At 51.1% G+C, this 13953-nt stretch carries 17 protein-coding genes, 3 pseudogenes and 1 riboswitch; of the genes and pseudogenes, 8 read left to right on the top strand and 12 right to left on the bottom strand.

The features are described from left to right. Positions 1-22: 22 nt before the first annotated feature. From HMPREF1144_RS32360 to HMPREF1144_RS11865, 3 genes and pseudogenes are all read right to left on the bottom strand, one after another. Positions 23-966: pseudogene (locus tag HMPREF1144_RS32360) on the bottom strand (integrase core domain-containing protein). A gap of 91 nt (positions 967-1057) precedes the next feature. Further along, positions 1058-1441 (bottom strand): annotated as a pseudogene (locus HMPREF1144_RS11870) (IS6 family transposase); the annotation flags it as partial. A 94-nt stretch (positions 1442-1535) separates the two neighbouring features. Next, positions 1536-3194, bottom strand: coding sequence for an FAD-dependent oxidoreductase (locus HMPREF1144_RS11865; protein WP_009652879.1), 1659 nt, complete (start codon positions 3192-3194; stop codon positions 1536-1538). A 160-nt stretch (positions 3195-3354) separates the two neighbouring features. Here HMPREF1144_RS11865 and HMPREF1144_RS11860 point away from each other — a divergent pair, with 160 nt between their 5' ends. Then, positions 3355-3705, top strand: coding sequence for an ArsR/SmtB family transcription factor (locus HMPREF1144_RS11860; protein ID WP_032951288.1), 351 nt, complete (start codon positions 3355-3357; stop codon positions 3703-3705). 301 nt (positions 3706-4006) lie between these two features. Here the strand turns inward: HMPREF1144_RS11860 and HMPREF1144_RS11855 are convergent, their stop codons facing one another. From HMPREF1144_RS11855 to HMPREF1144_RS31365, 8 genes and pseudogenes are all read right to left on the bottom strand, one after another. Continuing rightward, a complete protein-coding gene (locus HMPREF1144_RS11855; protein ID WP_009652867.1) occupies positions 4007-4483 on the bottom strand; it encodes a Dps family protein in 477 nt (158 codons plus the stop codon). Between the two features lie 114 nt (positions 4484-4597). Next, a complete protein-coding gene (locus tag HMPREF1144_RS11850; RefSeq protein ID WP_223195104.1) occupies positions 4598-4948 on the bottom strand; it encodes a PaaI family thioesterase in 351 nt (116 codons plus the stop codon). 232 nt (positions 4949-5180) lie between these two features. Continuing rightward, entirely contained in the window at positions 5181-5642 is a 462-nt protein-coding gene (locus tag HMPREF1144_RS11845; protein WP_009652880.1) for a NifB/NifX family molybdenum-iron cluster-binding protein, read from the bottom strand. Next, positions 5617-5937 carry a DUF134 domain-containing protein gene (locus HMPREF1144_RS11840; RefSeq protein WP_032951283.1) on the bottom strand — a complete coding sequence of 107 codons (321 nt, stop codon included), beginning with the start codon at positions 5935-5937 and terminating at the stop codon, positions 5617-5619. Before HMPREF1144_RS11840 ends, HMPREF1144_RS11845 begins: the two co-directional genes overlap by 26 nt. Before the next feature lie 467 nt (positions 5938-6404). Then, positions 6405-7202 (bottom strand): sulfite exporter TauE/SafE family protein, encoded by a 798-nt coding sequence (locus tag HMPREF1144_RS11835; RefSeq protein ID WP_009652868.1) that lies wholly within the window; start codon positions 7200-7202, stop codon positions 6405-6407. A gap of 36 nt (positions 7203-7238) precedes the next feature. Beyond that, entirely contained in the window at positions 7239-7670 is a 432-nt protein-coding gene (locus tag HMPREF1144_RS11830) for a DUF6691 family protein (RefSeq protein ID WP_009652881.1), read from the bottom strand. A 40-nt stretch (positions 7671-7710) separates the two neighbouring features. Next, positions 7711-8139, bottom strand: coding sequence for a YeeE/YedE family protein (locus tag HMPREF1144_RS11825; RefSeq protein ID WP_032951277.1), 429 nt, complete (start codon positions 8137-8139; stop codon positions 7711-7713). After that, positions 8129-8440, bottom strand: a pseudogene (locus HMPREF1144_RS31365) (metalloregulator ArsR/SmtB family transcription factor). The gene HMPREF1144_RS11825 and the pseudogene HMPREF1144_RS31365 overlap by 11 nt, the downstream one beginning before the upstream one ends. Positions 8441-8594: 154 nt before the next feature. Here HMPREF1144_RS31365 and HMPREF1144_RS33610 point away from each other — a divergent pair. Beyond that, the gene (locus HMPREF1144_RS33610) at positions 8595-8987 is read left to right on the top strand and encodes an MBL fold metallo-hydrolase (RefSeq protein ID WP_223226816.1); all 393 of its coding nucleotides are present in this window, start codon (positions 8595-8597) and stop codon (positions 8985-8987) included. On the opposite strand, the gene HMPREF1144_RS33605 is transcribed toward HMPREF1144_RS33610, so the two are convergent. Next, entirely contained in the window at positions 8946-9152 is a 207-nt protein-coding gene (locus HMPREF1144_RS33605) for a hypothetical protein (protein ID WP_009652874.1), read from the bottom strand. The genes HMPREF1144_RS33610 and HMPREF1144_RS33605 overlap by 42 nt on opposite strands. A 344-nt stretch (positions 9153-9496) precedes the next feature. Here HMPREF1144_RS33605 and HMPREF1144_RS33600 point away from each other — a divergent pair, with 344 nt between their 5' ends. The 6 genes from HMPREF1144_RS33600 to tnpA form a co-directional block, all read left to right on the top strand. Next, on the top strand, positions 9497-9709 hold the full coding sequence (locus tag HMPREF1144_RS33600; protein ID WP_223195099.1) for a hypothetical protein: 213 nt from the start codon (positions 9497-9499) through the stop codon (positions 9707-9709). A 243-nt stretch (positions 9710-9952) separates the two neighbouring features. Further along, positions 9953-10453, top strand: a complete 501-nt coding sequence (locus HMPREF1144_RS33595) for an FAD/NAD(P)-binding oxidoreductase (RefSeq protein ID WP_052544833.1) — start codon at positions 9953-9955, stop codon at positions 10451-10453. Positions 10454-10599: 146 nt separating this feature from the next. Further along, positions 10600-10668, top strand: a riboswitch (Fluoride riboswitch). A gap of 77 nt (positions 10669-10745) precedes the next feature. Then, positions 10746-11654 carry a DHHA2 domain-containing protein gene (locus HMPREF1144_RS11810; protein ID WP_009652883.1) on the top strand — a complete coding sequence of 303 codons (909 nt, stop codon included), beginning with the start codon at positions 10746-10748 and terminating at the stop codon, positions 11652-11654. Next, positions 11651-12076 carry a universal stress protein gene (locus HMPREF1144_RS11805; RefSeq protein ID WP_009652877.1) on the top strand — a complete coding sequence of 142 codons (426 nt, stop codon included), beginning with the start codon at positions 11651-11653 and terminating at the stop codon, positions 12074-12076. The genes HMPREF1144_RS11810 and HMPREF1144_RS11805 overlap by 4 nt, the downstream gene beginning before the upstream one ends. A gap of 16 nt (positions 12077-12092) precedes the next feature. Then, entirely contained in the window at positions 12093-13382 is a 1290-nt protein-coding gene (eno, locus tag HMPREF1144_RS11800) for a phosphopyruvate hydratase (RefSeq protein WP_009652875.1), read from the top strand. 216 nt (positions 13383-13598) lie between these two features. Continuing rightward, positions 13599-13953: IS66-like element accessory protein TnpA (gene tnpA, locus HMPREF1144_RS31355; RefSeq protein WP_071532255.1), on the top strand; the 355-nt coding region annotated here is incomplete at its 3' end.

Raw genomic sequence — 13953 nt, 5'->3', positions numbered from 1 at the left:
TACAACCTCAGTAGATTAGTCCCTATATTTCCAGACACTTTTTATCGCTTAACCCATTACTGGTTCGCCGCCGTAGATATTCCCGTGGCGAACGATACCCCAGTGCACTATGCGGATGCCATTCGTTGTAATGTTCGAAGGCCTCTGCAAAGTTCTTTACCGCTGTTAACCCGTCCGGCTTCGGTATGATGCTGATGTAATCCCGCTTCATCGTTTTCACGAAGCTCTCTGCCATCCCGTTGCTTTCCGGGCTACGTACCGCCGTATGTTTAGGCTCCAGTCCTACCTTCCCTGTATGCGCCGGCTTCAAGGGCGGTATTGCCGGTTTACGCTCAAGCAAACAGCGCATTCTTACGCATGATTCAGTATACGCGTTTGGCATTGATCACCGCCATGTCGTCCGTTTCTGATTGTCTGCGCAGCAGTGCCCACACCCGACGCTAACCATACGTAGGCAGATCGCCGATAACGGTATGGATACGATCCAGAGCTTCAATATCATCAGGCTTGCGCTTGCGTCGACGCTCCTGCCAGTTCTTCGACCGACGAGCCATAGCATGCAGTTGCGCACGTGAGACCCGTAGCCAACAGCTGACAAGGCTTATTCGCCATCCTCCGGCAGCAAGGGCACGTGCGCTATCCACTTTTTTGTCGGCCATATTCAACGGCTTCTTTCAGCAGCTCGTTTTCCATGGTTTTCTTGCCCAGCTGGCGCTGTAGCTCTTTAATTTGCTTCATCGCAGATGCCTGTTCCGACGCGGGTATAACCTGTTCACCCACAGCAACGGCGGTGAGACTACCTTCCTGGTACTGCTTACGCCACAGGAACAGCTGACTGGCAGCAACACTATGCTGACGGGCAACCAGCAACACGGTCATACCGGGTTCAAAGCTCTGCTGAACAATGGCGATTTTTTCCTGAAGGCTGCGCCGTCTGCGCTTCTCCGGACCTAAAACATCAATCATCCGGACTCCAACGACTAGTCTAAAAACTAGTATTAAGACTATCACTAATTTAAGTGATACCAACTGTCTGGAGATTCATGGAGCCAGTCTACTCAGGCTCACCGTGGTGGCGAATGGCCTTGCGAAAGAAGCGTAAGGCAGCCGCAGCGTCGCGTCTGGCGGTCAACAGGAAGTCGACGGTCTGCCCCGCGGTATCAACCTCCCGGTACAGATATTTCCACTGGCCTTTGATTTTAATGTAAGTTTCGTCCATCCGCCACCGCCGACCTACATTACGCTTATACTGGCGGAACGACGGTGCCAGGCGCATAACCCAGCGATGAAGAGTGGAATGGTCAACGATAACGACGTGCTCCGTCATCATATCTTCGAGATTGCGCAGGCTGAGGGCGTAAGTCAGATACCAGCGAACACATTGAGCAATAACATCAATGGGATAGTGCAGGCGCTTAAAAGCTTTTCGTATCAGAAGCATGGGCAGGTAACATTATAAAAAAACAGTATGTTACCCGGCGACGTCTTAATGCGTCAGAACCAGATGAGGTGCCATGTGTATGGCACCTCATCTCTTATTGATTCATCGACTCCATAACCGCCTGCCAGGTTATAAAGCCACCACTCAGATTATATGTCCGGAAGCCGTGAGCCTGCAGAATACGGTATGCCACATGCCCGCGCAGACCACTCTGACAACCGATAAAAATCTCTTTATCTACAGGCAATTTTTCAAGATTCTCCCGCAGAGAATCCAGAGGGATGGATAGCGCATCAGGATATTCGCCAAATTGTTTCAGTTCTTCAGGAGAACGAATATCAACTAAACAATAACTGCCCGGTTCCCGTTGCAAAACATCGCTGACATGACATATGGCCGTATCTCCCCTGATGACATTTGCCGCCACCATACCGGCCTGGTTAACAACGTCCCTTGCACTGTTAAAAGGCGGGGCATAAGTCAGCTCAAGATGCTCGAGATCGTTGACGGTAAGTCCCGCGCGCTGCGCGACAGACAGAACATCGATGCGTTTATCAACCCCTTTTTTCCCTGACGCCTGGGCCCCCAGAATTTTACCGGTATCGGGGCTGAACAGCAGTTTCAGACTGATCATCGTAGCCCCAGGGTAGTAACCGGCATGATCAGCAGCATGGACGTAAACCTTCTCGTATCGGGTACCATGGGCTTTCAGTTGCTTTTCATTCGCACCGACGCTGCCAATACTCAGCGAAAATACCTTACAAATGGATGTCCCCTGACTGCCATGGTAAAGGCTGTGGTGATCAAGCATGTTATCAGCAGCAATGCGTCCCTGGCGGTTGGCGGGCCCAGCCAGAGGAATATTAGCGGGTTCCTGAAAGACAAGGTCAGGTGTTTCAACTGCATCCCCCACGGCGTAGATGTCAGGAATACTGGTCTGCATACAGGCATTGACGCTTATACCTCCCCGTTTACCCACTTCGAGCCCGGCTACTGTGGCAAGGCTGTTCTCAGGTTTTACCCCGATGGCGAGAATAACCATGTCGGTCTGCACAAAGCCACCGTCAGACAGTGCAACGCGGAATCCCGTTTCTGTCCGCAGCACCTCGGTGAGTGCCGTTCTGAGACGCAGATCCACGCCATGATTCCGGATTTCCTGATGCAGGGCTGATGCCATTTCAGGATCAACCGGAGCCATAACCTGTTCCTCCATCTCCAGCAGGGTAACACGGATCCCCCGTTCGCTCAGAGCCTCCATCACTTCAAGTCCGATGAATCCCCCCCCGACAAGCGTGGTGTGAGCGACGTTATGTTGCTCAATCCACGCCAGGATAGCATCCATGTCAGTAAGATTTCGGAGCGTAAAGACGCCCTCTTGCTGTAGCCCGGGCAAAGGAGGGACAACCGGCGCGGCTCCGGTACTGAGGAGTAGACGATCCCATACTTCGGTATGGATCTCACCTGAGGTCAAATTTTTAACTGTCACTGTTTTATTAACCGGATCCACTGACGTCACTTCATGGCAGGTACGGACGTCTATGTTAAAGCGGGATTTAAAATCCTCCGGAGTCTTAAGAATAAGTGACTGCCGTAACGGAATTTTTCCGCCTATATGATAAGGCAATCCACAGTTGGCGAAAGAGACATCGCTTCCCCGTTCAAACACAACAATACTGACATCTTCTGACAACCGGCGAGCTCTGGCTGCAGCGGACGCACCGCCGGCAACACCACCAACAATCACTATTTTCATTACATCCTCTCTGTTCACTCGGGGCAAAATGTCTGCCAGATATAATTAGTTACCCAGGCCAGCTGGACGCTGCAGACCTGGCGAACACGGTGGCAAAATTATGGCACCATCAGTATACTAAATAACATTATATAAAAATACAGAATGTGAGAAACCAGCAATGCCCATGAATGAAGACACAAAACGTCAGACCGATATGAAAAATGCAGCCCTGGGGGCAGCAGATGTCTTACGGGGACTGGCTAACAGCGACCGGTTGCTGTTGATGTGCCAGTTAAGCCATGGGGAAGCGAATGTGGCCGAGCTGGAAGCTGCAGTCGGTATCACTCAGCCGACCCTGTCTCAGCAACTGGGTGTAATGCGCCGCCTGAAGCTTGTCGAGACCCGACGGGCAGGTAAAATGGTATATTACCGTATTGAGGATAACCGTATCATGACGTTGTTAAATACCTTGTATGATCTCTACTGCCCGCAGGCAGGCACAGGTAAAGGAAGCCATAACAACGAATAATGTGATCCTGCTTTCCACGCAAACCGTTTTATCATTGCAGCATTAACCCTGTCAGGTTGTGAAGAGCCTGGCCGGTATCTGCGATATTATAACGGGAAAGCGACAGTGGTCCGGATATACCCATCGGTAATGCCTGTCCGGACTGTATTTATCGCTCACGCGTTCACTGTTTAACTTATTGATTTATCGGTTTTTATACTATTACGGTCAGAAAAAACAGCCACGGCAGCACGGATGGTACTGCACTGACAGCAATGGCCTGTGGCTGACAAACCGTTTTTTCTGCTGCCACCGGTTTACATTATTCAAGCAGGCTGCGCAACATCCAGGCAGTTTTCTCATGTAACTGGATACGTTGTGTAAGCAGATCTGCTGTGGCTTCATCATTCGCATTATTAACAACAGGGAACAGGGAGCGCGCAGTTTTAACCACAGTCTCCTGGCCCTGGACAAGATTCTCAATCATGTTTTTTGCTGCCGGAATATCCTTGTCTTCATTAACCGCTGTTAAACGTGAAAATTCATGATATGTGCCGGGCGCGAAGCATCCGAGCGAGCGTATACGTTCAGCGATATCATCAACAGCAGTGGCCAGCTCATTGTATTGATTTTCAAACATTAAATGTAAGCTGTTAAACATGGGGCCAGTTACATTCCAGTGATAGTAATGTGTTTTTATATACAGGGTATAGGTGTCAGCAAGAAGCCGGGACAGACCGTCTGCAATCTCCACCCGGGATGATTCAGGAATACCAATATCAATTATTTGTTTACTCATAACTACCTCTTACACTGTTTAAGTGGGATATACGATATGCCATTATTCTTTCCGGTCTGAGCAAAACACGCTTCATATTTTTATAATAACCAGTTACACCTGGCGTCTGCCACACTAGCCATGCGCCAGAGCAATATCCTGCGACGGGACAATGAATTTCGCCGTGGCACGAGCCACTTTCTGCTGTCCCTTTGCCAGCCATGCTTCGAGCTGGTAAACCCCCCTGCGTTGCCCAAGCAGTCTGGCACAGACCATCAGCTTGTCACCGGTACAAACGGGTGAAATGAATCTGACAGTCAGTTCAGCCGTCAGGGCCTGCACTCCCTGCATAAACAAGCAGTGAGTCATTGCGGCATCCAGCAAGGTACTCGTCATTCCGCCATGTAAAAGACCCGTATACCCCTGATGTCTGTGATCGGCCGTGTAGTCAGCACATACAGATCCATCCGGGTATTCTGAAAACATTAAGTTCACCGTATCAGGGTTGTTGTCGAGGGAACCACAAACCATACAACAGTTATGGGCATTTCTGGCATCAAGATAACAATTCATCTGTTTCTGTTCAGCGTCCGGTTGTACTGACGGGAGGCATCAGGAATTCAGTCAGCTGAGTGTCTTTCCCGGCATCATTCATTCCGGCTCCTGGTTTATACACAGTACGGGTCTGATAAAAATCACCGCCCGTGATGAAATAAACTCATGAATGGCAACAGCGCCCGTTTCCGTGATGATGCTGACGCCCACCCTGGCACGCATTTTCTGCTGTGTTCCCGTCAGAGTTACAGCATTTTTTCCCTTTCGCCTCATGATTAAAGGACTGGCGCCCCTGCTCCGGCTTATTCAGTTCAGTCAGAACACGGGTATCCGGATCACACAGTTCAGTGAACAAACGACGGCCACAGTCAGTCTGGTACACCGCGATCTGATGCCCCAATAATTTACCCAGCATCCGTTCCCCGATGTTACGGACCACAACGCGGCTGACCTGCTGTTGAACCAGAAGGTCAACCAGCTTCCGTTTACCTGAACAATCTGCGCCCAGCGCGGGATTTTCTGTCCGGCTGAGCTCCACACCGCGCTCATCCACTAGGACAAGGTGACTCGCTTTGGTAAAATGATTTGCTACCCGGTCGTCATTCACTGGAATGGCTGTGATCATCTTGTGTAACTCCTTCCCTTTCAGAGTGCATTATTAAGGCCTTGCCCTGAGTGAGACAGTCCACAACCTTAAAACGGGCCGCTTTCAGGACATTGGCCAGTGTCTGTCTTGAAACCCTCATTGCAACAGCCGCTTCCTGCTGTTGCATGCCCAGTAAATCGACCAGTCGTAACGCTTCAAACTCATCTTCTTTTAAATGAACATGTTCAAGCTGGCTCATCGGTCGCGCATTGGGCTTAAAACAGGTATCCGCAGGGCGGCCACAGATGTTACGGGGAATTCTGGGTCTTGGCATGAAGGCTCCTTATTGGTATATGCTATATATACACTCGTAAACTGGCATATGCAATATACTCTGCTCACCGGTGGAGAATTTTTTGCTTTGCCTCTTGAGTCTGGGAGTGTGCAGCATACCAAAGGGAACTATGGAATGACTCTGAACCGGTAGGCGATTCTGCCTTATACCTTTATAGTTGGCTCGGAAGTGTCAAGATTGTCCGTGACGATTCATTCTGCTATTAATTAATAAAACCTATCTCGATGAGGTTTGAACTTGCAATGTAGTTGCCAGATTGCATATCGATATTGAAGAGGAACAGCTTCGAAAACGTTTCGGGTTGGAATGGAAACGCTATACGCAACGGGTTCGTCGCTGGTTATAGCAATCCCGTGGTATTGCAGGCGACAGATAAGTTCGAAACAATAAAGCAAGGAATTCATTATCCTTGAGCTTTTATATCTCTGTCGGCAATCATATTGATCTTAGCCACTAAACTTCATCATAACGGCATTAAATACCATCCCCAGGGCAACGACGATCAGTAGTCCGGAAAACCCCTTCTGCACAATATGTTCAGGTAAATGCTGGCTTAGCCTTCGGCCAATCGACATCCCTGTCGCAGCACTAAGCACAAACCAGAGAGTAAAAGGCAAGGGCAGAGTGGCACCCTGTATCACTGCCACTGCAATCCCGCCTATACTTACCAATGCGACAATCATCAGCGAGGTTGCGATGCAACTGTGAATAGGAAGGGGGGTAAATTGCCGCAATAACGGGACGATAATAAATCCTCCACCCACGGCTAATAGCCCGGTCATAAAACCGGTAACAGCTCCGAACATGAGAAACAGCAACCATGTGTTTACAGCCCAGATAAATCGTCCGGTGTGTTCATCCAGTTCGACGGGATAAGTATGCCTGGCAACTATCTCGGGGGCCCGAACCAATCGCCACGCGACGATTAGCATTACCCCCGCAAACAGCAGGCTCAGCAACGCAGGGGAAGTTCGGTGGGCAACCCATAACCCAACGCTCGTCATGGGCACGCCCGCCAGTATTATCACAATAGCGGCACGATAGCGCACCAGGCCCTTGCGCCAGGCCTCAAAGGTTCCAAGAGCCGCACTCCCGGCGACGGCGACCAGGGCCACCGGAGCAGCCTGTTGTGGTGCCCATCCCATGCCCATCACCAGGGTGGGAATGGCAAAAATGCCACCACCCGCTCCTGTGATGCCGAGCACTGCTCCCACGAGCAGACCTGACAGTAACGAAATGACCATAGGCGTTACTGATGGCTGACAACGTTCGGGGCAGAATTACGATGCATGACGCTTCGCTCGTTTACGTTCAAGCTGTTCAAAAAGCAGCATGCCAGCGACCATTGCACCAACAAAACCCATACCTTTGATCATCCCTGCACCAAGTAATACCAGTCCAGGACCAGGGCAAATGCCCGCCAGTCCCCAACCAATGCCAAACAGAATAGCCCCTCCAATCAAACGCTTGTCAATCTGTTTGCTGGTCGGCAGATTTATCGCGCCACCGCACACCGAGTGGGTGCGTCGTTTCACTGACCGGAAAGCGAAGAAACCCACGCTGATGGCTCCACCCATTACAAAAGCCAGAGAAGGATCCCAGATGCGGGTAATATCCAGAAAACCAATCACTTTTGCAGGGTTTGCCATGCCGCTGAGTATTAATCCAACGCCGAATATCACACCTGCCAACAGAGAAAAAAACAGATTCATATATGTCCCCTTGAGCGATTTACTGTGCGAGCAAGCTTGACTAAATCCACAATCCCATCAGCCAGACGGTGATAAAAGCAACCCCCATAAACGTCAACGTAGCTACCAGAGAACGGGAGGATAAACGCGACAGACCGCAAACCCCATGGCCGCTGGTACACCCCGAACCGTAGCGGGTTCCGATCCCAACCAGCAACCCGGCGATCATCAGGACAGGCCAGGAGGCAGAAACCTCGATCACAGGAAGCGGATGAACGAGGCCATATAAAAGAGGCGAGACGATAATGCCGATCAGAAAAGCCAGACGCCAGCCACGATCTCGGGTAGCCGCTGAGAGCGCACCCCCGATTATGCCACTGATCCCTGCAATACGTCCGCAGAACAGGAGCAATATCCAGGCCGCACAGCCGATCAATACCCCCCCTAAGAAACTCAGTAACGGAGTGAATTGCACCAGATTAATGGTCATGGTTAACACCTTCTGTGTCATCTTCCTGACAGTAAAGTTGATAGAGGGTAATGAGTAATATCAACATATTCGGCTCATCAATTCGGTAAAAAAACTGTTTTCCCTCACGGCGCGTTGCCACGAGTTGCAGGCGTCGAATGACTTCCAACGTCTGTCACAATGCCAGTTGCCCAATCCCCATAGCACTTTATATGTGCCCCACAGAAGCTTGTCTCTGACTGAGGTGGCACAGCAGCAGTAGCCGGTCATCATTTGCCAAAGCACGCAATACGGCGGTGGCTGCACTGGCGGTATCACGCATTTTTTTATGGCCAATAAACACGTTACTCATGAGTTCTCTTTGTTCTGATCCACGTTCGCGATAACACTTTTAATTCTTATATAATATAATATTATATAATCAAAGCGAGCCTGTGTGAAGATACATCATGCAACGTCCAGATTAGGAGTTCACCATGACACCACTTATCGAGGGTTTTTACGATCCGGCTACCAGTACTGTCAGCTACGTGCTGGCCGATAGAACTGGGGGGATTGCGGCCATTATTGATCCGGTTCTGGACTATGATCCGAAATCCGGCCGGACTCAGACAACCTCCGCCGATCGGCTGATAGATTTCGTGAAAAAGCAGCAACTGACCGTCAATTGGTTACTGGAAACTCACGCCCATGCCGATCATCTTTCGGCAGCCCATTATTTGCGCGAGAGGGGCGGCGGCAACATCGCCATCAGCGAAAAAGTTGTCGAAGTTCAGCGGATATTCAAGCCCATTTTTAACCTTGAGCACACCTTTGCACTGGATGGATCACAGTTTGACCATCTGCTGACTGACGGTGAAACCTTTTAACTGGGGGGCTTGACAGTGCAGGCGTTGCAGGTTCCTGGCCATACGCCAGCAGATATGGCTTTCCAGATTGCTGATGCGATTTTCCTTGGCGATACCCTTTTTATGCCTGATGTGGGCACCGCGCGTTGTGATTTCCCGGGTGGGGATGCGCAGCAGCTTTATCATTCCATCCGTAAGATCCTCAGTTTTCCGGCACAGACCCGTTTATATGTGTGCCATGACTATCCCCTGCAGACAGGGAGCCCCAATGGCAGAGCAGCGTAGCCGAACAGCGGGCGACCAATATTCATTTCCATGATGGGAACGATCTGGCCGCCTTTGTGGCGCTTCGGCAGGCGCGGGATAAAACTCTGGCCACCCGGCACTTCTGTTACCGTCGATTCAGATCAATATCCGGGCCGGTGAATTCCCGTCAGCGGAAGATAATGGCGTCTGTTATTTAAAAATCTCTTTAAATCATCTGTAACCAAGCAGGGGTTATAGTTGGCTGAAATGGAATGGTGTTGATCATGAGTAAAATCATGTTAGTGATTGTCGGTGGTGTGGCTGGGGGAGCTTCGGCTACAGTGAGGGCCCGGCGTTTATCGGAAACGCTCGAGATTATTCTGTTAGAGCGTGGTGCCTATGTATCTTTGGCCATCTGTGGTCTGCCTTATCACATCGGAGGCGAGATCCCCGAACGCCAGCAATTGCTTTTGAAAGCACCGCAGGATTTTATTTAACGTTTCAACATTGATGTCCGTATTGAGCATCAGGTGTTGCAGATCGAGGCTAACAAGAAAGTGGTCCACATCAGGAATGAGCAGACGGGGGAGGTTTGCCACGAGAGCTATGAAAAACTCCTGCTCAGCGAAACGCAATTCGTCCTCCCCTGGAGGGCGTTGACTTCCCTGGTGTCTTTACTCTGCGTATGCTGCCGGATATGAATAACATTCTGGCGCATATCCACTAACATCGGCTAACACATGCCACGGTCGTCTGGGGGTATCGGGTTGAAAATGGTGGAGGCACTGGTCAATCTGGGGCTCAGGGTGACATTGTTGGTGTTGGGTGCCAAAGTGATGACCCCACTTGATGCCGAGATGATTGCCGTATTACACCAGGAGCTCCGGCAGAAGGGCGTCAATTTGCGTTTGCAATCGGGTATGGGAGCGATTACGCAGGTGGGTGATACCCAGCTTTTACAGCTCAGTTTGAATACGGGCGAGGTGTTGGCGACGGGGATGGTGTTGCTGGCTATTGGTGTAAAACCAGATACGCAATTAGCCAGAAGTGCCTGGTTGGTGCCCGGTACGACAAGGCAGAGGTCCATCTCAATGAGCAATCACAGCAGGACTTACAGAATCTCGAAAAAATTATCTTCGGAGACAGTTAGCACTCGGTCCGGTCGGTCTTTGATCGGGCCACTGCAATATAAAAAACCGCCTTACGTACAATATTTTCACTTTCCCAAACGGAGCCCATGATTAACAGTTAGTTCAGAGCCTAGGGTTACCTGAGTCAAGGGCTTCACAGTGCATAAAATCATTTTAATGCCTTACATTTTACGTTTCATTAGCGGCTCGCTGTAAGGAAAAAAGCTGGCTGACAGGTTCTTTTTTCTGACTTATACTATTGTCAAGGTGATGGCGTTCCACCTTTCCCAACCGCCCCGTCCGGGGCTGATGACGCCTGATATGACTCTTGAATTTCAGGAGGTATGTCAGGCCGTTCATAAATCCTTCTGGCCTGTATACTTCCCTTAACGGGGATACATCTTTGATTAATGTTTTTGGTCATCTCAATCCTGACAGTGATGCCATCTGTACCGCCGCTGTCACAGCTGACTGGCTTTCCCGACAGGGCCGTCCTTCCCGTGCGTGGAGGAACGGTGAAGCGAACCCGGAAACCCGCTATATTTTTGAAACAGCCGGTATCCCCCTGCCCCCCCTTCTCGATTTCCCCCTGAAAAGGGAACGGGTATGGCTGGTCGATTTTACCGAACCGGCGCAGGGGCCTGCTGACCTTCCTGAGAGTAATATCATCGGAATTATCGATCATCACCGGCTGGGAGGTCTGGCCACCTTACTGCCGCCGGAGATCTGGATAAAACCGGCAGGTAGCAGCGCAACAGTACTCTGGTTGCTGATGGATGCAGAAATGCGCCGCACCATGCCCCCGACTCTCGGCATCCTGCTTCTTGGTGCGCTGCTCAGCGACACGGTAAACCTGCGTTCACCCACCACGACGGAAGACGATATCCGGACAGCCGCTGAGCTTTTCGTGCTGTCGGGAATAAAACGCAAAGCTTTTGTTCACGGCCTTCTGGCCGCTAAAACCGATATCACCGGACAGACGGCCGGTCAGATTCTGAATAAAGATCTTAAGACTTTTTCGCTCGCAGGCACAGATGTGCGTATTGCCCAACTGGAGGTGAGCTCACCTGATCAGGTCGCTCCTTTACTGGAGGAACTGCGGAATACGATGGCGCAGATGGTGGTAAATACGGGAGCCGGGTTGATCGTGCTGATGGTAACCGATATCAATAAGTGTTTTTCAACACTCTATTTCGCCGGACCGGAGAGCGGTAATGCCACATCATGCTCCTTACCGGGCATGGTCAGCCGCAAGAAACAACTTCTGCCCTGGCTCGAACATTTCCTCAGGCAAGGCCGGAGACAGCCATGAAAATCTATACTCACGCACTTGTTCTGGTTCAGGGGAAAGAGGATGGCGTTCCCCTTCTCGCACTGGCGGCGGCTCTGTCCCGTCTGCTTGAGATGAAAATCACGCTTGCCCATATCTGTAACGACTACCGGGAGATGAACTATGTCTCGGACAGCCTGATGGACGATGCCGTCTCCAGGGATGTTGTCCAGGCGAAGGCGCTGCTCAGTGAGCTGACATCCTCGGTGGATGAGCACGTTGACGCCCGTGAGCTGGTCACCATGCGGCGTTTCGAGGATATACAGAAATGCATCACCGATACCGGTGCGGATCTTGTGATTGCAGGTCACCGTAACCGGTTTATGGGCACGCTGACCTCACGTTCAGCTGAATACGTTAACCACCTGAACGTGGATGTTCTGATTAAACACATTTACGACTGAGTTACAGGAGATTGCCATGAATTTTATACTGGAAAAAGTCACCGCTCGCGAAATACTTGATTCCCGCGGTAACCCCACTGTAGAGGTGGATGCCTGGACTTCTGACGGGCTGATGGCTCGTGCATCAGTGCCCTCCGGGGCCAGTACCGGTTCGCGGGAGGCAACTGAGCGCCGCGATGGTGACCCGGGGCGTTTTGGTGGCAAAGGGGTGCTTGATGCTGTTAAGGCCGTCAATACTGAAATCTGTGATGCCATCAGGGGAGCCGATGTGCGGGAGCAGCGGCGGCTGGATAATATTATGCGGGAGCTTGACGGCACGGAGAACAAAAGCCGGCTCGGCGCCAATGCCATTCTGGGTGTATCGCTGGCAGTAGCGAGACTGGCTGCACAGGTCACCCGTCAGCCACTGTACCGCTATCTTGGGGGGCTTAATGCCGGTCTTCTGCCCGTTCCGTGCATGAATATTATTAATGGTGGCGTTCATGCCCGGGGTCAGGGCGCTGACTTTCAGGAGTTCATGATAGCACCGCACGGTGCATCAACGCTCACTGAGGCGGTTCGTCAGGGCAGTGAAGTCTATCAGGCCCTGCGTCAGATCCTTGTGTCAAGGGATCTCTCTGCTGCGGTGGGTGATGAAGGCGGATTTGCCCCTGCCGTCTCATCAAACAGAGAGCCTCTGGAATTCATCGTTCAGGCCATTGAAAAAGCCGGTTACCGTCCGGGGGAAGACATCAGTATCTGTATGGACCCGGCTTCCAGCGAATTTTATCGTGACGGGAAATATCATCTTCGCACCGAAAACAGCGCCCTGAGTGCTGAAGAGATGACGGATTATTACGGGGAACTGATGAACCAGTTCCCCGTAATTCTGCTTGAAGACGGACTCGCAGAGGATGACTGGACTGGCTGGAAATATCTGCACGACAAACTGGGCGGGCGTGCTGAACTGGTCGGTGATGACCTGTTCGTGACCAATGTGAAGTATATCCGCCGTGGCATTGAGGAAAACCTTGCCAGCGCAGCCCTCATTAAACTTAATCAGATAGGCACGCTCAGCGAGACATTTGACGCAGTTTCACTGTGTCATGAAAACGGATGGGGGGCTTTTATTTCGCACCGCAGCGGTGAAACCATGGACACGTTTATCGCCGATATGACGGTGGCGCTGCGTGCGGGACACCTTAAAACCGGCGCACCCTGCCGCGGAGAACGAATTGAAAAATACAATCAGCTTATGCGCATCGAGCAGGGGCTGGGCAACGAAGCCCGGTATGCAGGTATAAACGCCTTTGTTCGTCATCTCTGACGGGCATATCACGGACATCAGAGCAGCGTATACCGGATGAGTCCGGTATACGCCTTAATTTTTCTTAGGTGGGGAACGCAGCATTGAGTCAGCTGGCAGCAATTATGATTGGTGGGGCCGTGGGATGTATTATCCGTAAGCGTCGTCTCAGCACCGTCTGGCAGATCCTGAAATTCCTGAGAGGATAATGGACACCAAATATGGTGGACGCTATCCATGAAATCATTAACCGCAGTGCGTAAAAAAAGCCCTAATTATCCCGTTGAGTTCAAAATCAAAATGGTTGAACTCTCGCATCGACCAGAGATCTCCGTAGCGCAACTCGCTCGTGAGCATGGGATCAACGATAATTTGCTGTTTAAGTGGCGCCAGTACTGGCGCGAAGGAAAACTACGTCCTCCTTCAACAACAGAAAACAACGTGCCTGAGCTGCTCCCGATAACACTTGATGCCGAAGATGTTGTCCCTGCAACCTCCCCCCGGTCACAACCTGTAGCTGCTGCGGCACCTGAATCACTCAATATCAGCTGTGAAGTGACGTTCCGGCACGGATCACTCCGTCTGAATGGTG

It is taken from the genome of Klebsiella sp. OBRC7 (genome assembly GCF_000293135.1).
In the GTDB taxonomy this organism is placed as follows: Bacteria; Pseudomonadota; Gammaproteobacteria; order Enterobacterales; family Enterobacteriaceae; genus Klebsiella; species Klebsiella michiganensis.
The sequence above is the reverse complement of the archived record's forward strand: the minus strand, read 5'-3'. Positions and strand labels throughout refer to the sequence as shown.